Below are 22,494 nucleotides of genomic sequence, written 5' to 3'. Positions count from 1 at the left end.
ATCTATTTTAAAAACTTGCATTTAAGGTCAAATTAAAAGTTCTGGCAAAGGGATAAGACAACCCCCGCTCCTGTTTCACGCTCGAAATCGTGAATATATCCTTCATGTTAAACGATAACCGCAACATACTCATTCGCATTTTCTTCAACAAGTCTTTATCGAAATCATACCCTACCGTGAGTGAATTAAAGTTCAACATATTGTAATCCTGCACGAAACGAGAGGTTGGCAGTGTCACGTTATTCCGGTCTTTAATTGACTTCAAACGAGTCAACTCCCCGGGCTTTGCCCATCGCTCCGTGAGAACACGCTTGTCCGCATTCGTTTCGTACAACTTCACGTTCTCCACCTTATCAACCAAAGTCTGGTTATACACTTGTCCCCCGAATTCATACATAAACGTGGCAAATAACGTGAACCGCTTCCACTGCAAATTCACCCCGAAAGAACCCGTTGCATCCGGTTCCGTGTCACCTAAAATAGATTGTTGGCTGGAGGTCCACTCCTGAATGACCTGACCACTCCGGTCAAGAAACAACTCGCTCCCGTTACTCGGGTTTATTCCCAAAGAACGCATCCCGTAAATAGCCGTCAAAGAACCACCTTCCTCGTATTTCAGCAAAGGTTTGCTATACTTCAAATCCTGTTTGCTGAAAACGTTATCAAAGTATTCATCAAATTTCTCGTTTACCCGTTCATTATACGCCTTCAAGGATTCAGAAATCTTCAATATTTTGTTCCGGTTATGTGCCAGATTCCCGAACACGGCAACCATCCAATCTTTATTCTGGAGAATATTAAAACGGACATCCAATTCGAATCCCTTATTCTCCACCTCACCCATATTATCCTTGTAAGAAGTAAAACCGGTATGGGTAGGAATCGTCACATCCGTGATCAAATCCTTGGTCTTTTTATTATACCACGTAAACTTCGTATAAATCGCATCATTCAAGAAACCCAACTCCAATTTCAAATCACGGGAAAAAGTCCGCTCCCATTTCAAATTCTCATTTCCCATATAGTGCAAGTAAATACCGCCACCCGTGGAATAATACGAATTCGTAACATCATAAGTATGCTTGGCAGCGTAAGCGGGGAAATTTGTTTTTCCCAACACTCCCATGGTCCCCGTGATCTTCAACAAGCTCACTACATCCTGCACTTTCATAAACTCGTAATTATGCACGTTCAAACCGACACCCCCGGAATAAAACGGAGCATATTTCTTGTCTGCCCCGAACTCGGACGAACCGTCCAGACGCCACGAGGCATCAAGTAAATAAATATCGTTATACGTGTAATTTAATGAAACAAACGCCCCGAACAGCCGCTTTTTATTATCCGAATACGTGGGTACATCATCCACGTTCTCCGCGAAAGCCGGGGTATTCAATTCACCCGAAGGAAATCCCAAATATTTCTCCACCGAACTATTCGTACTCTCCGTGTTAGTGTTCAATCCCAACGAAAAATTCATATTATGCTTCTTTATCGCCTGCACGTAATTCAACACGAAATTGGTATTCCATTTCACCAGTTTCCTCTTACTCAAATTCAACGAACCTTTCTTGTCATCATCCACGTTGTAAAACGAAGAAGAAAGCGGGTCTTTAAAAATTTTTGTTTCAGTATCGGTCAAAGTTACTGCCACCTGTCCTTTAAAATAAAGACTCTTCGTGATATACCAGTTCAAACTCAGATTATTCGTCAAATCCTGTATTTTACTTTTATCAAAACTCTTCAACATTTTCGCCTCGTACAACGGATTTTTCGTGCCACTCATACCCCCATGCCAAAGTCTTGTCTGCTCGACATAATTTCCATCCGCATCCTTCAACTCATCATACGGCAACTTCTTCGTGTAATCATTGAAATTTCCATAAGGAGAATTTTCTGATTTCGTGACCATATAAGCAATCTGATTCTTCAACTGCATCCCGCCGATACGGTAATCCAAGTAAAATCCAGCTCCCAAGCGCTCTCGGAAAGATCCTTTCATCACTCCATTCTGGTTATCGTAATTCAGATCCACGTTAAAACGCATATTCTCGGAACCACCCTGAATGGCAAGACTATGTTTATGATTAAATTCGTTCTGCAAAGGTTGTGACAACCAGTCCGTGTTTACCCCCCGAATAATGTTCGACAACTTTGCCTCGTACTCGCTTAAAAGAGTATAAGACGAATTAATGTTGGAAGTCGGTTCATAATACCCTGCCAACCGCTCAGCCTCGAGCAATTCTTTAGCACTCATCAGGTTATAATCCGACAAATCCGGAGCGGTAAGCGCACCCGTGAAATTATACATCACGTTCAACTGTCCCGGTTTCGGCGCCACCGTTTCAATCACCACCACACCGTTAGCCGCACGGGAACCGTAAATAGCCGTAGCCGCGGCATCCTTCAATATCGTGATACTCTCTATACGGTTCGGGTCAAAATCATACACCTTTTGCACCGTCACCTCGAAACCGTCCATAATAAAAATAGGTGAATTGGGATTATTACTCAAAGCCGATTCGGAAAGGCTCTCCTTATCCAAATCCATCACCCCGATACCGGAACGTCCCCGGATATAAAACTCCGGCAATGTATTCGGGTCTGCTCCCATTTCGTTATTTTTCATGATACGCAATGAAGGATCAAACACCTGCAACACATCGATCATGTTGGTCGGCGATACCTTGAACAACTCCTCTTTATCCACCCTTACCGCGTTTCCGGTAAAACTGGACTTTTTCACGTTAGCGTATCCCGTCACGACCACCTCTTCCATTTGTTTCACGTCAGGTTTCATCTTCACGGTCACCTCCCGCGTGCTATCCGTTACCACAACTTCCTGAGTTTCGAAACCGATAAAAGAGAATACCAAAGTTATGGGTAATTTCATCGTCAACGCACTTTTGAATTTTCCATCCGCATCACTGACGAAACCCGTACTTGTTCCCTTGAGCATAATCGTTACTCCCGGCAACGGCTCGTTCAGGTCATCGTACACCACACCGCGCACTTCCGGCACTTTCGTGTCTTTCTTTACTTCCCGAATTTCCAAAATCAACACGAAATTCTCCTTCTCCTCGTACCGCACCTGCTTCCCCGCGAACACCTGTTTCAACGCTTCGTCAATAGTGGCATTCACTAACTTCACGTTCACCTTTTCATTCATATCCACCTGCACATTACTGTAAAAGAAATCCTTCCCGAACTCTTTTCCCAACATACGCAGCACCTGATTGATCGGAGTATCCTTCACTTCCAAAGAAACCCTACGTTCCTGCCCATGTGCCACCTGCACGCCGCACACGATACTCAACAAACAAAAAAAACCAGCCAAACGCATCATCGATAACATTTTTTTTCGTCCTAACCGCGTAAACCGGTTAGGCTCTCGATTATTTTCCATATATTTGCATTTAAGGTTATACATAGCTTTGTTCTCTCTCAAACAGTAACAAAGCAATTACCACTCAAAACCGGGGAAGTCTAGCCACTTCCTCGATTTTTATTTTCCAGATATTATAATATTTTCTCCTTTCACGCTAAACCGCACAAAACTCGTTGCCTCAATCATCTCGATCAAATCGCTCAACGGTCTAAATTTCAACATCGCCCCGGAAAAACGAATATCTTTCAAATCATCATCATCAAAAGATATTTTCACGTCATACCAGCGGGAAACCTGCCGGGCGATATCTTCCAAACGGGAATTATCAAAACTAAACTTCCCGTTCACCCAAGACGTGACATACGACACATCGACATCCTGCACCTCAATTTTTCCACCCGCAGTCAACGCCTGTTGTCCCGGTTCCAACACCACCGACTCTCCCCCGCGGGCATCCACCCGCACCGCCCCGTTCACGAGCGTCATCACCGCATCACGATCTTCCTCGTAAGCTGAAACGTTGAACTCCGTACCCAACACGCACACGTCAGCACGTTCCGTTGCCACGTAAAACGGTCTTGATGAATCTTTCTTCACTTTAAAATAAGCCTCTCCCACCAATCGTACCCTTCTCTCTCCCGCGGCAAAGCGTTCCGGTATTTCCAGCGAAGAAGCGGAATTCAACCAAACAACCGACCCGTCTTCCAACACCATTCGATACTCCCCTCCATTCGGGATCACCAATTTATGCACCCGCCGTTCCAATCCTTCATCATTATTCCCTCCCTCGTAACGCAACACCCGGTTGGAATCCACCCGCACTACCGCTCCCCCGTCCCCAGTCAGCAAAGTATCTTTCATCGTTTCGTCGATTGCCACTTGTACCCCGTTCGCCCACTCGAAATACGCCTGTTCTTTCCCGGGCACCGCCACTTTCGCGAAAATACGATGTTCCTCCTCTTTATTTTTCCCATCATTCCACAACAAGTAGCTCCCCACGCTCACGAGTAAAATACCGACCGCAACATAACGCATCCACCCCGCAACAAACCGCACCCGTCGTTTTTTATGCTTCTTAACCGACTGCAAACGTCCTTGCACATCCGGGTGAAATTCTTCCCGCAACACGGACAACCGCTGCCGCACCGCTTCAAATTCCCGCAAGATTCGTTCGTGAACCTCCGACTCTGCCAACCACCCGGACAATTCCTTCTCCTCCGCAGCAGAAAGCTCCCCGTCAATCTTTTTAACCAATAATTCTTCTATTCTCTCGTTCATAAAATAACAAGCTGATTTATATTCTTCGTGAGAGGACGCACAAGAATAAAAAAAGGGTGAAAAGAAAACAGAATATTTTTCAAGAAAATAAATTACCGCTCATTAAACCCCTCACCCACATAAAAATAATAGAATAAAACAGAAATCTCTCCCGACGTAAATTTCTTTCTCAACTCCCGGTAAGCAATCTTCATTTGCGTTTTGACCGTATTGACCGAAATATCCAGTTTCTCTGCCGCCTCCGCGTACTTCATATCTTCGAGTACGACCAATTTTAAAACAACACGGCATTGCTCCGGCAAACTTTCCACAGCATCCCACACGTATTTCCAATCCTCCGCCAAAATCTCTTCTGTTTCCATCTCCGACAACGCCTCCAACCCCACGTGAGGTCTTTGACGGCGCGCATAACTGACACAACCGTTTCGCACCGCCACGTAAAGATAACTATCCAGTGAAATATCGCTGCTAATCTTCAAGTTATTCTCCCATATCCGGACAAAAACATCCTGCACGATATCCTCCGCCACGTCATATGATCCCACGAAAGCCCGTGCAAAACGGCACAAGTCCTCGTAACGGGTTGTAAACAGGTAATCAAAAGCCGGTTCGTACCCCTTTTTCAAATCTTGTACCAACTGATTTACATCATATTTTACTCGCTCCGTCATACTAGCTATCTAAATTCCACATTACAAATGTAAAGAAATATATTATTCCCGAACACATTTATTTCCGAATAAAACTTATTCGTTCCTAATAAATGTGGCGTTTTATGCCGACCACCTGTACCTCACGCTACGTTACTTGAACACGCTGATCCGTCAAGCGGGCAACCGCACGATTATGGAATGGATATTACCTATATTCCTAATTATTTATAAAAGGAAGCAAAATTTTATAGACTTCCGGTTGAATCATCACAAAATCTTATTCCGGCAGTATCTCGATCCAATACCCGTCAGGATCAGCAATAAAATAAAGCCCCATATCGGTATTCTCGTAGCACACGCAATCCATTTGCTTGTGGTATGCCCGTACCTCATCATAATCGCCGGGAACACGCATACAAAGGTGAAATTCCCCCTCTCCCAAGTCGTAGGGTTCTTTCCGATCCCGCATCCACGTCAATTCCAACAGGAACCCGGTCTTTTCCTCACCCATATACACAAGAATAAAGGAACCGTCTTTGGCTTCCATCCGGCGGACTTCCTTTAATCCCAAGGCTTTCTCGTAAAAATGAATGCTTCTGTTCAAATCAAGCACGTTAAAATTGAAATGGTCAAACCGACTTTTAATCTCCATAATACAACAATTTAAAATTTAAAAATTCATACAATCACAGAATCGGCAATCGTAAATCGCCCAATCTTAAATCATAAACTCCTCTCCTTTATACTCCAAACTCACGAAACGAACGCCTCGTTCCCCGGCATATTCCCGTAAAGCATTCGCTTTATCGTAAACGTCGTCAAAATGCATCGGAACAAACGTTCCCACGCGGAACCGATCTATAAATTGCTTCGCCCCCAACATATAGTCCTCCCCCAAACGGGGATCGACAGGAAACATAACCAAATCCATGCTATCCGTTCTCCGCACGAGCGTATCGAGTTCAGCCAGATACGCGCTTTCCGCTTCCCGCACTTCTTCCCCGGTCGACTCCTCTTTCCAATGCCAATTATTCAAATCCCCGGCATGAAAAACCGTCTTCCCGCGTAAGCGCAGCAAGAATGAAATCCCGGCATCCGTGGAACCGAACGCCTCTATTTCCAGTATCCCGTCTGTCCACACGTTACCCTTCTCGATATAACAGGCATCCCATAAACCGACATGTCCCACTTCAAGAATATCTTTAGAGAAAATATATTGAATATCAGGTCGTGAATGTTTCCAAGTCAACACTTCCGGGTTAAAATGATCGGCATGGACATGGGATGCCAAAACGTAGAGTTTACCCGGACGCCCCAATAACTCCCCGTGCACAACACCCGTCAACGGCGGGTTTGCCGAATCCTTATAATAATCGATAATCACGGTAACGCCCTCGTCCAAAAGAGCAAATCCGCTATGATAGATATAAATTCCTTTCATACAAATCTTCTTTTTCCCCGTGTATACGTCACGCCCCTTGCGCGGGTTTGCTCTTTCTAAAGATCAGATGCTCCAGAATCAACACGGACACGACTCCCATCACGAAACCGTTTCCCACGATCGGGCGAAACAAAGAAGGTATAAGATTCACCACTTCCGAGGGAGCGAAAGACAGCAACAAAGCCACCATCAGGGGCAAACCGACCACCACGCCGCTATCGAAATCCGTGATCGCCCGTTCACGTACCAACATTTGCATCCCCGCCGCCAACTGCGTCGCCATCAAGTAAAGCAATATCGCCCCCATGACCACCCCCGGCAACGTTACCAACAACCCGACCACAGCCGGAAAAAAAGCACACGCTATCAAACCGATACCCGCCGGAATCAAGGTATAGCGAGAGGCACACCCCGTGGCAGCGATCACTCCCGGGCTCATGGAATAATCCACGGGACCAATCACCCCGAACAATCCCGACAACACGTTAATGATCCCGACAACCCCCACGCCCCGGGTTGTACGTTTATTCAGGTTATCGGCTTGCAACATATATCCCACGGCTTGAATCGACCCCAACTCGTTCACGATAAGTGCCACGTAACAGAACAAAAACGAAAATATCGTCCCCGCCTCAAAATCCAGTGAAAAATTAAACAGAGATACTTGGCTTTCCGTCCCCGTCGAGGGTAACACGGGAAAACCATTCACCAGATAATACACCAGCGCCCCTCCGACTATCCCCCACAACACCGTGGTAGACTTCCATATCCCCCGTAAAAACTTATTCCCGATAACCAACGCAAACACGATGAGCAACGTGAAAAACAAATTGAACAACCCGTGCGCCGTATCTCCCATGACAAGGTTCAAAATAACGGGAGTCAACGTGAAAGCAATCAATATCAGAATGACCGTGACAACGCGAGGCGTGAAAATAAACTGTAATTTTCCCAACCAACCACTGTACGCCAATACCGTCAACACCAGTCCCCCGACCAGAATCCCCGTGTATATGGCGGAAATTCCCGCTGAAACAGTAGCAAGAATCCCAATCAACAACACGGATGCCGGACCGATAACCAACGGCAACCGATGCCCCCACAACACTTGCACGACCATCGCCACGCCCATGATCCCGAACAACTTTTGCAGGTAGAAAGTCTGTTCCGCCACGTCCGTGTAATGCAGCTTCGAAACGATAATTCCCATGATCACCACGCAAGGCAGAGAAACGATCCACCATTGCAACCCGTACATCAACATGGGCAACAGCCCCGGTTTATCATTCAATTCGTATTTCATCTCATCTCGTATTTACACGTGTAAAAATAGTACATTACAAGAGATTTTACACCTTTCACGAAAAAAAGATGACTTATTTTAAAATATTCTTTCCTCTCGTTCGTCTATAACAATAGAAAGGATTGCAATCCGAGAGTAACTATAAAAAAAGAAACGAACATGAGAAACCATAATAAAGTAATAATCCGGGAAGTAAGGGCGGTGATACCGTTTATCGTCACGCTTGGCGTCATCGCCCTACTCACTTTATCCGTCCACTTTTTACAGGACTTCACGAAAATATATTACATTTATACAACCTATTAAATCGAATACCATGAAAAACAATAAACACAGAAAAGGCTTACACGTGCTGTTTATGCTCTTTGCCCTCGCCGCTATTCCGGCCATCATCATGCTGCTGTGGAACTGGCTGATTCCCTCTATCATCGGTTGGTCTGCCATCAGCTACTGGCAAGCCCTCGGACTCTTCATCCTGAGCAGGCTATTTTTCGGGGGCTTCGGTCGTCACGGTTTCGGGCACCACGGATTCGGGATGCCGCACGGCGAGCATCCTCATCTTTTCCGGGAAAAATTCAAAAACATGTCACCGGAAGAACGCAAGGATTTCATCCGTCAACGTTTCGAGGAACATCATGAATTATTCAATGACCGCTTTTTCGGCAAAAAAGAACAAACCGGCGGGCAAGAACAAGTTTGAACAGATATATACCCTTTTCCGAAATGGACATATCGACAATCTTCAAGAAATACCAGTCGCAACTAAAAGGTTTCATAGCCAAACGGGTTTCCGGCAAAGAAGACCGAGAAGATATCTTGCAGGACGTGTTCTACAAACTCCTTCAAACAGACCCCGTGGCTCATCCCATCGAGCAGATTTCGTCGTGGCTGTACTCCGTCACCCGCAACCTAATCATCGACAGGAGCCGAAAATACAAGGAAGAAAAACTGACAACCCCAGACGGGGAATACGAAGAACACTTACTATTAAAAGAGGTATCCGAATACCTGTTCAATTCGGATACCTCTCCCGAGAAAGAATACACCCGCGCCCTCGTGTGGGAGGAACTGGACAAGGCTTTGGCGGAACTCCCCGAGGAACAACGCACCGTATTCGAACTAACCGAACTACAAGGCTTTTCCTTTAAAGAAATCTCCGCATCGACCGGAATCCCGGTCAACACTCTCATATCCCGAAAAAGATACGCCGTACTCTACCTGCGGGACAACCTGTACGAACTATACAAAGAGTTGTTGAACGACTAAAGCGACAAAAACTATGAATCTTCCACAAAAAGATGTATGTTTGTCAAACAAGTATTGACAAACATTCACGATATATGAGTACGGCAGAAAACAAGAACGAAGTGTTCAAACAAAATTTAGATACAAAAGGAGAATTTCAGCACATATTCCAAATTCATCTGTTATTCAAGGAGAGGGAAAATCGTCCGCAAGGCAAAGTAATACAAGAAGCTTTAAATGCCCGCTTCGGGAAAACAGACATCGTGGCAGACGTGAAAGAATCATTATCGACTTTCGCCGTGTGGAAATTCCTTGTAGAATACAAGGACAATCAGAAAGTACCCGCGCAAGTACTCATGTCCGACTTTGAAAATTTCGACGCGGGCACGATCGACCAGATGCAACGCAGTCAATTATGGGATTGCCCGAACAACGAAGAAATACTGGCGACCTGCAAATACAAACTCATGCTTTCCGACTTCCTCGCCTCGGGGCTGGAATATAAAGAACGCTGCGAACTATTGACAGGCTGGCTAGAAACAACGCTTGAACTATTTCCGGATTGTATCGCCGTATGGGTTCCTTCAAGCGGCAAACTACTCACCCGGGAACAAGTGCTGGATAACCCGTGGAACGAAGAGTGTCGGTTTCTCCATTTCGGGATAAATGTCCGGTTCTTCAACATTCAGGGAACAAACGATATGTTGGTCGACTCGCTCGGCTTGTATGCCATCGGTCTTCCCGACGTTCAATACCATTTCCATGAACTTGACCCCAATGCCGTGGTAGACCACGCCTATAATGTGGCCGCTTACATCTTTACCAAAAACAACCCGATCCAAGACGATGAAACGATAGCCGGACTCAACGGGCAAAAAATGGATGCTGAAATCCGATGGAAATGCCAACATGAATCGGCATTAATCCAACCCGAACGGGAAGTCATGGATATATGCCCGGGCGAATATGCCTCGGGAGGCAGAGAATAACCCAACATTTACCGACAACACACGTAAAAAGACTCACGAACAACAAAAACACGAACAAATGAAAGTAATCGCAATTAACGGGAGTCCGCACCCGCAAGGCAACACGTTTCAAGCCCTGAAAGTCATCGGGGAGGAACTAAAGAAAGAAAACATCGAATTTGAAATACTTCAAGTCGGAAGCCAGAAGATACACGGTTGCATGGGATGCAATATGTGCTTCAAGAATCATAACGAACGATGCGTCATTACCACGGACACGCTTAACGACTTGCTGCAAAAGATAAAAGATGTCGATGGGCTGATTCTCGGTTCTCCCGTTCATTATTCTGGTATCGCCGGAACAATGAAATGCTTCCTCGACCGCGCCTTTTACGTTGCCGGGGCAAACGGTAATTGGTTCCGCCATAAAGTAGGGGCTGCCATTGTTGCCGTTCGCCGTTCGGGCGGTTCTGCCACGCTGGACGGGCTGAATCATTACCTCACGTATTCCGAAATGCTCGTGCCGACCTCCAATTACTGGAATATTATCCACGGGTTGAAAGCCGGAGAAGTCATTCAAGACAACGAAGGGCTACAAATCATGCGGACACTAGGGAGAAATATGGCTTGGTTGATGAAAATGAGAGAGCAGACGAAAGACACGCTCACTCCACCCGAAGGGGAGAAAAAGATCATGACTAATTTCATCCGGTAAGCATGAAAGAAAACAAATACGACAACGACAAATTCTTCAATCAATACAGCCAAATGTCCCGTTCCGTGTACGGACTGAAAGGCGCCGGAGAATGGCACGCACTGCAAAAAATGTTACCCGATTTCAAGGGGAAACGGGTATTAGACCTCGGATGCGGTTTCGGATGGCATTGCCGATACGCCGTTGAACACGGGGCATCCCATGTACTCGGCATCGACCTCTCGGAAAAAATGCTGGAAGAAGCCCGCGAACGGAACAACTCCCCTCGTGTCGAGTACCGCCGCATGGCTATCGAGGATTACGATTACCCTCCTGAGACCCACGACATCGTTATCAGTTCCCTCGCATTCCATTATCTGGAATCCTTTCAGGATATTTGCGAGAAAGTACACCGTTGCCTTATCCCCGGCGGCACATTCGTGTTCTCCGTCGAACACCCCGTGTTCACCGCCCACGGAAGTCAGGATTGGTACCACGACCAAGAGAGGAACAAACTTCACTGGCCGGTAGACCGCTATTTCACGGAAGGGAAACGAGAAGCAATTTTCCTTGGCGAAGAAGTCGTCAAATACCACAAAACTCTAACAACATACGTGAATGGACTGATTCAAAACGGTTTCATAATCACGGGACTCGTCGAACCGGAACCGGACGAAGCCCTTTTGGATAGCATACCGGAAATGCGTGACGAATTGCGCCGCCCCATGATGCTGCTCGTGTCCGCCGTGAAGAAGTAATCCCGAAAGACCTTTTTAGATTATTTATACCGGAAAGATTGCACCACCCGATGAAAAATAGTAATTTTACTATATGATCATCAGTGCCAGCAGAAGAACAGACATCCCCTCTTTTTACTCGGAATGGTTCGTCAACCGAGTAAAGGAAGGGTACATACTCGTTCCAAACCCTTTTAACCCGAAACAGATCAGCCAAGTACGGCTCACGCCGGATGTCGTCGACTGTATGGTTTTCTGGACGAAGAATGCCGCCCCGATGCTCGATAAACTGGACGCCTTAAAGGATTTCAAGTATTATTTCCAATTCACGCTCAACCCTTACGGGAAAGAGATTGAAGGAAACCTTCCCACCTTGGAACGGAGAATCGACACATTCAAACGCCTTGCCGAAAAGATCGGCAAAGAAAAAGTGATATGGCGGTACGATCCCATATTGACGAACTCCAAGTATAACACGCGATTCCACGAAGAAGCATTCGCATCTATCGCCTCGCGACTGAAAGACCACACGGAAAGATGCATGCTCGGCTTTATCGATCACTACACCCACGTCCGGCAAGCCGTCACGCGACATGACATTCACCCCCTATCCATGGAAGAAATCCGGGAAATGGCAGCCTCTTTCGTGCAGACAATCCCCGACACGATACACCTCGACACGTGTACCGTGAAAGTCGATCTTCGGGACATGGGCATTCCCGCCGGAATGTGCATCGACAAAGAACTGATAGAAAGGATTATCGGTTACCCGATCACGGCAAGAAAGGACAAGAATCAACGGGATATATGCCAATGTATCGAGAGCATTGACATCGGCACATATGACTCCTGCCTCAACGGTTGCATATACTGTTACGCCAACACGGGCAAAGGGAAACTGTCACGCAACACGGAACGGCACGACAAACATTCGCCCAAACTCGTCGGACACGTTCTGGAAGACGACGTGATAAAAGAGCGGGAAATGAAAAGCCTGCGAAGCGACCCCACGTTATTTTAACGCCTCTCTTCAAATCCGGTCACAATCCCGACACCCCTTCCCCAGCACGGGCGAAACACTCGTTTCCGCATTATATTTCCATTTTATTACAGTTTTAGCTTGCAACGAACCTAAATTCCGCGTATATTTGTAACACTAAAAATTATTTGATGTTTAATAGTTTATTTATTATTTCGGATTTGGTATTGTAAACAATCTGTATTTCCCGTACAGGTTGTCCCCTTCGTTTATTCTCGAGTAATTCCATTCGAGTATATTATCTATTGTATTAATTAAGTTTTTAACCCGTATACAATAATGACAGCATTAATTATGCTTTCGCTTGTATACCGTATACGTTAAGAAAATGAGTAACGAAAATAAAACAATTCACGAATTCGATTTCAATTTAATCTGCGAATATTTCCTAAGTACAGAACGTCAAGGACCCGGAAGTCCCGAAGCAACCCTTAAAGCGCTGGGCTTTATAGACAATCTTTCCGACCAATCCCGCATCGCCGATTTGGGTTGCGGCACGGGTGGTCAGACAATGGTATTGGCTCAGCACGCCCCGGGACACATTACAGGTCTTGACTTCTTCCCGGGATTCATTGACCGGTTCAACCATAACGCCGGAAAATTGAATCTTCAGCATCGAGTAAAAGGAATCGTCGGCTCGATGGACAACCTTCCTTTCAGAGAGGAAGAACTTGACTTAATCTGGTCGGAAGGAGCTATCTATAACATCGGGTTTGAACGAGGACTGAACGAGTGGCGCAAATATTTGAAAACAGGGGGATACATCGCCGTTTCCGAAAGCGCATGGTTTACCGAAGAACGCCCCGCAGAAATTCACGATTTCTGGATGGAAGCCTACCCGGAGATAGACACGATTCCCCATCAAGTAGCCCGAATACAGAAAGCAGGGTATCTTCTCGTCGCTTCCTTCATTCTGCCTACAACTTGCTGGACAGATCATTATTATGCCCCACTGGTAAAAGCAAGAGAAAAATTCACGGCCAAATACCCGGGAAATAAAACCGCCGAAGAACTCATCACCTCCTCGCACCACGAAGAGGAACTATACCGCAAGTATAAAGAATTCTACGGTTATGTATTTTACATCGCGAAAAAAATAAAACAATGAATAATCTAAATACTTACGCCACTCTGCCACGAGGGCGAGTGGCTATCGTACACCGCACTTGTTATGAAGTGATTTCCGAAAACGGGATATTTCAATGTGAACTAACGGGAAACATGATGTTCGGCAAATCGGACTTTGAACTGCCTTGCACGGGTGATTGGGTGATTTTCCAACCGTTCGATGAATACAAAGGAATAATCGTCGATATGTTGCCTCGCAAGCGAACTCTGTATCGCAAGAAAGTCGGGATAGTAGCCGACAAACAAGCCATTGCCGCGCATGTTGACAAGGCATTTATCGTGCAGAGTCTTGACGATAACTTCAACCTCCGCAGGGTTGAACGCTTCATGATTCAAATACTGGAAGAAAACATCAAACCCGTGCTGGTACTCAACAAAGCCGATTTAGGTTTTGACAGACGGGAAGTGGAAGAAGCGTTGAAGCACAGCGCCTGCCGGATGCCCGTGTTTTTCACGAGCATTCATCATCCCGAAACTATACTCCGGTTACGGGAATCCATAAAGGAAGGCGAAACAGTGGTATTTGTCGGCTCTTCGGGAGTCGGGAAAAGTTCCTTGATTAACGCCCTTAGCGAGAAATCGGTATTGCTCACGTCCGACGTAAGCCAATCCACCGGAAAAGGACGTCACACGTCCACACGCCGCGAAATGCTATTGCTGGACGGCTCGGGCATACTGATTGACACACCCGGTGTTCGGGAATTCGGGTTGGCAATTGACAATCCCGATTCTTTAGCGGAAATGCTGGACATTTCGGACTATGCCGAATCGTGTCGTTTCAAGGATTGCACGCACACGAACGAACCCGGCTGCGCGGTTCTGGAAGCAATAAACAACGGTATATTAGATATCGAGGCATACAAAAGCTACATGAAACTCCGGCGAGAAGCATGGCATTTCTCTACTTCCGAGCACGAAAAGCGTAAAAAAGACAAAACCTTTTCAAAACTCGTGGACGAGGTAAAGAAGCGGAAAGAGAATCGCTGATCTCGGCTTCAAGAGGTTGCCCCGAAAGTCCCGTTTGTACCCCGGGAGCAAAGCGAAAGATCCCCTAAAAGTCACTGTTGGCAAGAGATCTTTCGCTTCACCCGGGAACACGAATAGCATTTCAGTAACAAGTTGCAGATGGAATTACCCGGACTTAGAGGCTTTTCTGAACGCAATTTGAAAAACATGCGGACATTTTATGAAAAAACAAGATTATGCAGAATATCAAGAATCTCACTATGACATTTGGCAGGGATTTTACATTCATTGGAAATCAGTTCCGTGTTGAAGCATTAGGGCATACTCATATAATAGACTTGCTTTTCTTTAATCGTGAATTATCCTCACTAGTTGCAATAGAATTGAAGACAGGAGCATTCAAAACGGCATACTTGGGACAACTGAATATATATCTTCGTGTACTTGACGATTTTGTCCGCAAACCAAATGAAAATCCTTCGATTGGTATTGTTTTATGCAAGAGCGCAGATAAAGCGTATGTGAAATATGCCGTTAAGGATTATGACAAATCTATGGAAGTTGCGACATACAAGACAGCATCAGATATGCCTGAACGATTAAGAAATGCCCTGCCTGATATGGAAGAACTTAAAAAGCTATTACAACCAGAAGATTGCACTTCTATTATGAATCTTCACACAACGACCTAAAAACGGTATCTAACCTGCACGAAACAGGGTATCAAAATACCTTTCACTGTTTTCCTCCTCTGTTCGTGATAAATTACTGCCCTATTCAGTTATCTAACAAGAATTAATAATAAATATTCCATATATTTTGCTATTATCAAATTTTATTTAATTGCAATTAAATTTCTATTTCTATACCTTTAAAATAGGAGATGAATAGGAGATGAATAGGAGATGAATAGGAGTTGAATTGGAGATGCTATAAATCAACTATAATGTATATATACAATATATACTTATTATTTAACTTATTTTAGCTTGAACGCAAGAGGAAAAAGTTCAATCTTCTCACCATTCCATTTTGACAATCGCCCAATATAACGAGAATGTCGAACTTCCTCCATCTACTTTCAGGGAAATAAATCAAAAGTATAAACAAGAGTTACAAACACGAATCTATATTATCCTGAAAAAGTTTACTCTCACAATTAGTAAACCTACTTCAGGAAGACACATATTGAGTAAAAAAGAAATAAACCTGCTCACAAAAAAAATGTGCAGGTGAATTTCTTGTTTCTCAAAAAAATAGCCCGATTATTTTGAAAATAAAAATAAACGCTCTACTTTTGTAGACCAAACAGTCTAATAAAGATTATATCACTCTTTAATATGAACGATACGAAAAATATTATTCTCCTTGCCGCCTTGCGCCTGTTCCTCCAAAAGGGGTATCGGGAAATCACCATGCAGGATATTCTGGATGCTTCGGGGCAGGCCAAAGGCACTTTCTATTATCACTTCAAGAACAAGGAGACTGTGTTCGAGGAATCGGCCAGATACTTGATCGTGAACTATATGACGATCAATCACAGCCGTTTGTCTTACGAGTCGGTGCGAAGTTTTATCGATTCCCTATTCCATGTACGTGAAAAAGCAGCCCGCAAAATGTCGGGACTGGGCGAAAAATTCAAAGTGCAGATATTGATTGGACAAGCCTCCATGCGCATACCGGCACTGGGAAAGATGATTTCGGATCAGGAACAGCGGGAGCGCGAGGCATGGGGAAAAGCTCTTGCAGTCGGCCGGGAGCGTGGTGAGATAGCGACCAACTTACCCGACGAAGAAATCGTTGCATTGTTTATGGACGTATATGAAGGCGTAAGTTCCAAACAATTGAAAAGCCTTTGCAACATAGACACTTTGAAATATATCAAACGCGACTGGGAAAGTCTTTATGCGCTGATAACGCAATAATACATATTAAAATCATCCTATCGTAGACTCGTCGAATTGTATTCGGCGGAAATTCACATAGGGACAATTAGACCAAATGGTCTATAAACAATTTAAATACAACAATTATGAAACCAAGAAAAAAAACAATTCGCATTTGGTTGTCCGTAGGGATGCTGTTCTTATCATTGGGTGCTTCTGCCCAAGTATTTACGGGCAAGGTTGTAGACGAACAAGCCGTTCCCGTCGGCTATGCAACTGTTGCCCTGTACCATAAAACCGATTCCTCAGTGATTCAAGGAGGAATCACCGGAGAAGACGGTCGTTTTTCATTGAAAGCTGCCGATTCGGGAACATATATGGTGCAAATATCGTTCATTGGATTTCAAACCCGCACGCTCGAATCCGCTCCGTGCGATTTGGGAACGATCGTCTTGAAGCCGGATGTTTTGGAATTGGGCGATGTGATCGTGACCGGATACCGCCCAAAATACAAGGCTATTGCGGGAGGTATCTCCACGCAAGTGGAAAACAATGTGCTCGGCAAGGCCGGAACCGCAAAAGACGTAATCGGACATCTGGCGGGCATCCGCAAAAAAATCGATGGTACATTCGAGGTCATCGGCAAAGGCGCTCCCGTCGTTTATATCAACAACCGCATGGTGCGCGACCAATCGGAACTCGAAAGACTTCGGTCGGACGCTATTCAAAATATACAGCTCATTACCAATCCGGGGCCGGAATACGATGCTTCTGTTGGAGCGGTATTGAAAATCAAGACAAAGAAAAATTCGGATGATGGTTTCGGGATAAGCGTCAGTTCGGAGGTCGATTATGCCGATAAATTCAACACGTCCCAACAATTAGACATGAATTACCGACAAGGCGGCCTTTCGCTTTTCGGTTCGTTCCGTTACGACCTGACACATCCTCACCAAACGGCTGTCACCGACATCGAAACTCGTGTTGATGAACGATGGACACAGGCTGCTACATCGGAAGACAAAGGCTCTAATCAAGGTTATTTCGGACAGATAGGGACCAATTATGAAATCAACTCCCGCCACTCGCTCGGAAGCATGTACGAACTGACCTCGATGCCACGCTATAAAACCGCCAACCGGAATCTGACGGACGTATTTATCGATGACCGCCCATTTGACAGTTGGAATACATCGGAAACTGCAATGCAAAAATCGTCGACCCATCACGTCAATGCTTACTATGCAGGAGAGGTCGGCAAGTTGACTATCGATTTCAATGCCGATGCTTTGCTGGGCGACGGCAGCGGGAGCAGCGAGGTGGCAGACCGAAGCCTGAACCACGAGGATTATCTCTTAGGAACGAGCGACAACTACACCAACCGCCTGTTTGCAGGAAAGCTCGTGCTTTCCTATCCCGTGTGGAAAGGAAAGCTGTCGCTGGGTTCGGAATATACCGACACGTACAGACGGTCGCAGTCGAGCGGATTCGAAGAAATCATCACAGCTTCCGACGATAAGATAACCGACGGAAACGTGGCCGTATTCACGGGCTACGAAGCGGCTTTCGGACCGGTAAACGTTAATGCGGGGTTCCGCTATGAACATGTGACGTATGATTTTTATGAGAACGGGCTGTTTCAAGCCGACCGGAGCAAGTTTTACGACAATTTCTTCCCTTCCGTCTCGCTGAATGCCGCCGTCGGCAAGACACAGTTGTCGCTGGACTATCGTATTCAGACGATACGTCCCATGTACGAAATGCTAAACAGTGCGGTAAGTTACGGCAACCGACTCACGTATCTGAGCGGAACTCCCGATCTGCAACCCACCTATATCAATTCCGTAAGTTTCGGGGCAATCTGGCGAAACAACCTGCAAGTTCTGGTCGGCTACAACCACTACAAGGATGATATTTTTTTCGCATTCGAGCAGTTGGACGCCGATCCGAAGATTACCGTCAATAAATTCCGAAACGAAAAATCGCGCGACGAGTTGTTTTTTTCAGCCGCCTATGCCCCTACTTTCGGGGTATGGCAGCCCAAGTGGTCGGTCGCCGGCAACACACAATGGTTAGACATCGAATATCTGGGCAAGCCGAAAAACATGGACGGAACGCTCCTCCATCTGAGCTGGGAAAATGCCATTACACTGCCGGCAGTTTTTTTACTTCGTATCGACGGTGGTTGGGACAGCGACGGTTATATTCAGAACAGAAAGATGAAATCTTCTTGGTATATGAATGCCAGTTTCAACAAAGAGTTTGCAGGAGGCAAATGGAATATTCTGCTCGAAGGCAACGATCTATTCCATACCATGCGAGATGCCTCTTATTTCTATGACGGAAAAACTTCGGAATATCGGGCTGTCAAAGACAATACGCGCCAAATCAAATTGACCGTAAGTTACCGGTTCAACCACAAGGAAAACAAGTATAAAGGTACAGGAGCCGGCACAGAGGAAATGCAACGTTTTCATTAAACCGAAAGCCAAACTTGCATGGGCTATGGCTTTGTGTTCATTTTCATTGCGAAGAGCTTTATAATCGGGCTTCCCGCTCGTGCACGGCACCCGCTTCGCTCCCCGACACAAGTTTCGCGAATTAGAAGCCCCCCTCTGCCTCAAGAATCTTTTTCATCGTCGGGCGGAAAAAATCCCCCCATTCTTCCAGCTTGTCAATGACAGGGATAAGTGTTTTGCCCGTCGACGTGAGCGAATATTCGGAATGAGGCGGAAGTACGGCATATATTTTCTTCTCGATAATGCCGTACTTTTCAAGTTCCTTCAATTGTTGATTAATCACGCGGGGATTGGCATCCGGGAACAACCGATGCAATTCGCTGGGACGTTTGGCTCCCTTGTCCAATTCTATAATAATACAGCTTTTCCACTTTCCTCCCATGACTTCCATGGCTATTTTTATCCCGCAGTCGATATCAAAAGGTATTTTTCTCTCGTACATAATTTCTTTTTACCACAAAAATAATCTACAAAGGTTATCACGCCATGGCGCTGACGGCCTGCCTCGGAATGGGCGACGAGGAAATCATCGGTACATTGCCCGGTAAATTTGACACCTCGAAAGCGTTGAGCGTCGGCGTTCGTTCATGGGATAAAGGTATGCAGGAACGGCAAAAGGAACTGGGAATAAAAGGACTCTCCCCCGGTGAAGTGGCAGATAACAGCCTCGCGATCATGGCATGGCTGAAAGCAAGCGGAGCATCTAAAGTAGTCGTCCACTTCGATCTGGATGTACTGGATCCCGCTGAAATCATCGCGGGCGTGGGAGTAGAACCTAACGGAATGAAAATAAAGGAAGTCGTCCGGGTAATAAACGATATCGCCGCCGAATACGATTTGGTCGGCCTTACCGTGGCAGAACCTATGCCGCGTATCGCGATCAAAATCAAAAATATGCTGAATCAGCTACCGTTACTGAAAATCTAACTACATTTTATTCTATGGGAATGGCATCGTTTTTCACCATTTTCTTAGCCCGGAAATAACTGCGGTAATTACTGAACCCGGCATGGATAACAATATCCAACGAAGATATTTTTTGCTTTCTTTGTACGGCCTCCGACTGTAATCTTTCTACTTCCTTCAGCCGGTAATTATTGACGAAACGGTTGAAATTCATGCCATATTCTCGGTTGATGAAAGCCGATATATATGTCCTGTTGGAAATAAGGTCTTTGGCCATGTCGGTTATTTTGAATTCCGGATTTAGATAAGGCTTCTTATTCTCCAAATACTCCTCTACCCGCTGCCGCCCCAGTTGCGCATAATTTCCCGAAGCGGTCATTTCCTTTTCTTTGGCAGTAATAGGTTCGATAATCACGTAATTCTCCGAAAGGATATTCAGGCACAGCACGATATGGGTAAAGACCGCCGGCAATGTTGTAAATGCCCAGATTCCCCCCACCTTATTGAATAATTCGATGCCCAATATTAATCCGGCTATCGGCAAGGTTTGCAGCACGACTCTAAAAAGGATAATAAAGGACAACCAATCCAACGACATCCGGTAGATATCAGCGGAATAATCGGTTACCTGACGTTTATACGACTTTATGCGGAGCAAGCTCAACCCGGAGTATAAAACGCTCAGCACAATACAGACGACAAACGTGATGTCAATAATCGCGGTTGTCAAACTTGTATCGCTATCATAAATAGCTGTCCATCGTTGCCGGAACGGCACTATAAAGGCTACCACGTAGATAGTGACGGTCAAACACGACGGAAGGATGAAATGATATGCGGGGAAACGTTTCCGTTCGCCTGTTCCCGTAATAATATAGGTGATCAAGTACAAAAATATGGGAATAAAGCTGAACGAGGAAAAGAAAACAGGCAGGTATGCTATGAAAGCGTCACGGGCAATGGAATGCATAACCAGTCCGCTCCAGTACAGCATGATCAGACAGTATACAGTGAGTATGCTGTAATGTATCTTCCGGTTGACCGTATTGGAAGAGCGGGTTATGTCGAGCAAAATCATGATCAAGCTGACCGCAGCGCTTACCACGGGTATTGAAAAAACTATTGCACGTCCGATATCTTGATTCATCCTTTCTATTTATTTATGGTTCTTGGTCAGATTGTTCTTTATATGTATTCTCCAATTGGATCGCACGCTGAAAATGTCTGGAGTCTTTGAATCCCGCCATGACCATTACCTGATACGGATTTTTACGTTCGTTCGAAGGCTGCTCTATCAAAATCTGGTACTCCTTGATTCGCCACTGGTTCAAGTAACGCCTGAAATTCATGCCATAAGTTTGATTGATAAAATTGGACATGATAGTACGGTTTACCCCCATCACCTCAGCCATATCAATCAGTTTGAAATCAGGATCGAGATATGGTTTTTGTTGAGACAAATAGTTTTCGAATACCCTCTTGTTCAATTGTCCGCGTGCGTTGTCCGGCGCAAGGCGCTGTTTGGCACTCAAACCGTTGTTTCCTGTTTTCTTTTCGTTGGTCGGAAACAAATCGAATGTTTTGTAAGAGAGATATTGTCTACGGATAACTTGGTATACAAGCAATATTTCCTGTGCCATAATGCATAACGCGTTCAGCCGGATAAGCCATTGGCTTGTGCCGACCAACATAGGCAAAAACGCAATCAGCAATATCGCGATGGAAAGTATGAAAAACACGATGAGCCAACGTGATGATTTTATACTGAGATATTTTCGATCCGTGTCGGTCTTTTGAAGTACAGTCTGTTTATAATACCGCGACAATAACAGGACGGTCGGAACGATATAGACAACCGCCATGACAAACCGCAGTAAAGAGCTGAATATAAAAAACTCCATATATCGCTCGAACAATGACAATCCGGTAAAAATTTCTTCCCCGAGAGGCGATACTCGGACTGCCGCTATCAAGATTATTGCCAACGTGGGTACCGGCCAAAGGTAATTCAGCACGGGAAAATTTCTTTTGTCCTCTAAATAGGTCAAGTAATAAACAATGTTATAGAACAATACGGGAATGTAGATATATGACAGGGCAAAAGGAATATCGACCGGAAGGAATATCGAATCGCCAGAGAGAGCATGCCACAAAACGGATGACCACCATACGGCTATCAGAATACAATAAATACTCACTACCCGCCTTAATTTCCTTTCGGCAAGATTACGATAATTCAATAACAGTAATAAGGTAAAGACTGAACATATGGCCGAACAAAATATTGGTAAAATATAGGTTATCAAGTTGCTATATGTGACAAATGCTCCCATGTCAATCGAA

Annotated in this window: 20 protein-coding genes and 2 pseudogenes; 13 read left to right on the top strand and 9 right to left on the bottom strand. The window is 45.3% G+C overall.

The genetic code is table 11. From position 1 onward, the window contains the following. Positions 1-7 precede the first annotated feature (7 nt). The 6 genes from L0M98_RS13410 to L0M98_RS13380 all read right to left on the bottom strand — a co-directional run bounded on the left by L0M98_RS13410 (position 8) and on the right by L0M98_RS13380 (position 8,063). Positions 8-3,406: a SusC/RagA family TonB-linked outer membrane protein gene (locus L0M98_RS13410; protein WP_227216648.1), complete on the bottom strand. Its 3,399-nt coding sequence runs from the start codon at positions 3,404-3,406 to the stop codon at positions 8-10. A gap of 99 nt (positions 3,407-3,505) precedes the next feature. Next, positions 3,506-4,666, bottom strand: coding sequence for a FecR domain-containing protein (locus L0M98_RS13405; protein ID WP_227216649.1), 1,161 nt, complete (start codon positions 4,664-4,666; stop codon positions 3,506-3,508). 92 nt (positions 4,667-4,758) lie between these two features. Next, positions 4,759-5,337, bottom strand: coding sequence for an RNA polymerase sigma-70 factor (locus tag L0M98_RS13400; protein WP_227216650.1), 579 nt, complete (start codon positions 5,335-5,337; stop codon positions 4,759-4,761). A gap of 259 nt (positions 5,338-5,596) precedes the next feature. Further along, entirely contained in the window at positions 5,597-5,971 is a 375-nt protein-coding gene (locus L0M98_RS13390; protein ID WP_227216651.1) for a VOC family protein, read from the bottom strand. A 66-nt stretch (positions 5,972-6,037) separates the two neighbouring features. Continuing rightward, positions 6,038-6,760 (bottom strand): MBL fold metallo-hydrolase, encoded by a 723-nt coding sequence (locus L0M98_RS13385; RefSeq protein ID WP_227216652.1) that lies wholly within the window; start codon positions 6,758-6,760, stop codon positions 6,038-6,040. 28 nt (positions 6,761-6,788) lie between these two features. Next, positions 6,789-8,063 carry a uracil-xanthine permease family protein gene (locus tag L0M98_RS13380; RefSeq protein ID WP_227216653.1) on the bottom strand — a complete coding sequence of 425 codons (1,275 nt, stop codon included), beginning with the start codon at positions 8,061-8,063 and terminating at the stop codon, positions 6,789-6,791. A 159-nt stretch (positions 8,064-8,222) separates the two neighbouring features. Between L0M98_RS13380 and L0M98_RS13375 the strand changes: the two genes are divergently transcribed. The 12 genes and pseudogenes from L0M98_RS13375 (at position 8,223) to L0M98_RS13320 (ending at position 19,206) form a co-directional block, all read left to right on the top strand. Further along, a complete protein-coding gene (locus tag L0M98_RS13375; RefSeq protein ID WP_176555142.1) occupies positions 8,223-8,369 on the top strand; it encodes a hypothetical protein in 147 nt (48 codons plus the stop codon). A gap of 10 nt (positions 8,370-8,379) precedes the next feature. Next, the gene (locus tag L0M98_RS13370; protein WP_227216654.1) at positions 8,380-8,763 is read left to right on the top strand and encodes a hypothetical protein; all 384 of its coding nucleotides are present in this window, start codon (positions 8,380-8,382) and stop codon (positions 8,761-8,763) included. Positions 8,764-8,786: 23 nt separating this feature from the next. Beyond that, positions 8,787-9,329, top strand: coding sequence for an RNA polymerase sigma factor (locus L0M98_RS13365; protein ID WP_227216655.1), 543 nt, complete (start codon positions 8,787-8,789; stop codon positions 9,327-9,329). Positions 9,330-9,403: 74 nt separating this feature from the next. Next, positions 9,404-10,297, top strand: a complete 894-nt coding sequence (locus tag L0M98_RS13360; RefSeq protein ID WP_227216656.1) for a DUF4261 domain-containing protein — start codon at positions 9,404-9,406, stop codon at positions 10,295-10,297. Positions 10,298-10,355: 58 nt separating this feature from the next. After that, the gene (locus L0M98_RS13355; protein WP_227216657.1) at positions 10,356-10,991 is read left to right on the top strand and encodes a flavodoxin family protein; all 636 of its coding nucleotides are present in this window, start codon (positions 10,356-10,358) and stop codon (positions 10,989-10,991) included. A gap of 2 nt (positions 10,992-10,993) precedes the next feature. Continuing rightward, entirely contained in the window at positions 10,994-11,728 is a 735-nt protein-coding gene (locus L0M98_RS13350; protein ID WP_186978437.1) for a class I SAM-dependent methyltransferase, read from the top strand. Between the two features lie 73 nt (positions 11,729-11,801). Continuing rightward, complete coding sequence (locus tag L0M98_RS13345; RefSeq protein ID WP_186978438.1) at positions 11,802-12,728, top strand: DUF1848 domain-containing protein; 927 nt, start codon at positions 11,802-11,804, stop codon at positions 12,726-12,728. A 346-nt stretch (positions 12,729-13,074) separates the two neighbouring features. Then, the gene (locus tag L0M98_RS13340; protein WP_186978439.1) at positions 13,075-13,854 is read left to right on the top strand and encodes a class I SAM-dependent methyltransferase; all 780 of its coding nucleotides are present in this window, start codon (positions 13,075-13,077) and stop codon (positions 13,852-13,854) included. Next, positions 13,851-14,861, top strand: coding sequence for a ribosome small subunit-dependent GTPase A (gene rsgA, locus L0M98_RS13335; RefSeq protein WP_227216658.1), 1,011 nt, complete (start codon positions 13,851-13,853; stop codon positions 14,859-14,861). The genes L0M98_RS13340 and rsgA overlap by 4 nt, the downstream gene beginning before the upstream one ends. Positions 14,862-15,073: 212 nt before the next feature. Beyond that, positions 15,074-15,532: pseudogene (locus tag L0M98_RS13330) on the top strand (PDDEXK nuclease domain-containing protein); the annotation flags it as partial. Between the two features lie 648 nt (positions 15,533-16,180). Continuing rightward, positions 16,181-16,765 carry a TetR/AcrR family transcriptional regulator gene (locus tag L0M98_RS13325; RefSeq protein WP_227216659.1) on the top strand — a complete coding sequence of 195 codons (585 nt, stop codon included), beginning with the start codon at positions 16,181-16,183 and terminating at the stop codon, positions 16,763-16,765. A 107-nt stretch (positions 16,766-16,872) separates the two neighbouring features. Further along, positions 16,873-19,206 carry an outer membrane beta-barrel family protein gene (locus L0M98_RS13320; protein ID WP_227216660.1) on the top strand — a complete coding sequence of 778 codons (2,334 nt, stop codon included), beginning with the start codon at positions 16,873-16,875 and terminating at the stop codon, positions 19,204-19,206. A 121-nt stretch (positions 19,207-19,327) separates the two neighbouring features. Here the strand turns inward: L0M98_RS13320 and L0M98_RS13315 are convergent, their stop codons facing one another. Next, a complete protein-coding gene (locus L0M98_RS13315) occupies positions 19,328-19,687 on the bottom strand; it encodes a winged helix-turn-helix transcriptional regulator (protein WP_186978450.1) in 360 nt (119 codons plus the stop codon). 26 nt (positions 19,688-19,713) lie between these two features. Between L0M98_RS13315 and L0M98_RS13310 the strand changes: the two are divergent. Next, a pseudogene (locus L0M98_RS13310) lies at positions 19,714-20,172 on the top strand (arginase family protein); the annotation flags it as partial. Between the two features lie 7 nt (positions 20,173-20,179). Here the strand turns inward: L0M98_RS13310 and L0M98_RS13305 are convergent. Both L0M98_RS13305 and L0M98_RS13300 read right to left on the bottom strand, forming a co-directional pair. Further along, on the bottom strand, positions 20,180-21,298 hold the full coding sequence (locus L0M98_RS13305) for an AraC family transcriptional regulator (protein WP_227216661.1): 1,119 nt from the start codon (positions 21,296-21,298) through the stop codon (positions 20,180-20,182). Between the two features lie 13 nt (positions 21,299-21,311). Further along, positions 21,312-22,484, bottom strand: coding sequence for a helix-turn-helix domain-containing protein (locus L0M98_RS13300; RefSeq protein ID WP_317198049.1), 1,173 nt, complete (start codon positions 22,482-22,484; stop codon positions 21,312-21,314). Between the last annotated feature and the right edge of the window lie 10 nt (positions 22,485-22,494).

Source organism: Butyricimonas sp. DFI.6.44 (assembly GCF_022132345.1).
Lineage (GTDB): Bacteria > Bacteroidota > Bacteroidia > Bacteroidales > Marinifilaceae > Butyricimonas > Butyricimonas muris.
This window is presented reverse-complemented; position numbering and strand designations above follow the sequence as displayed.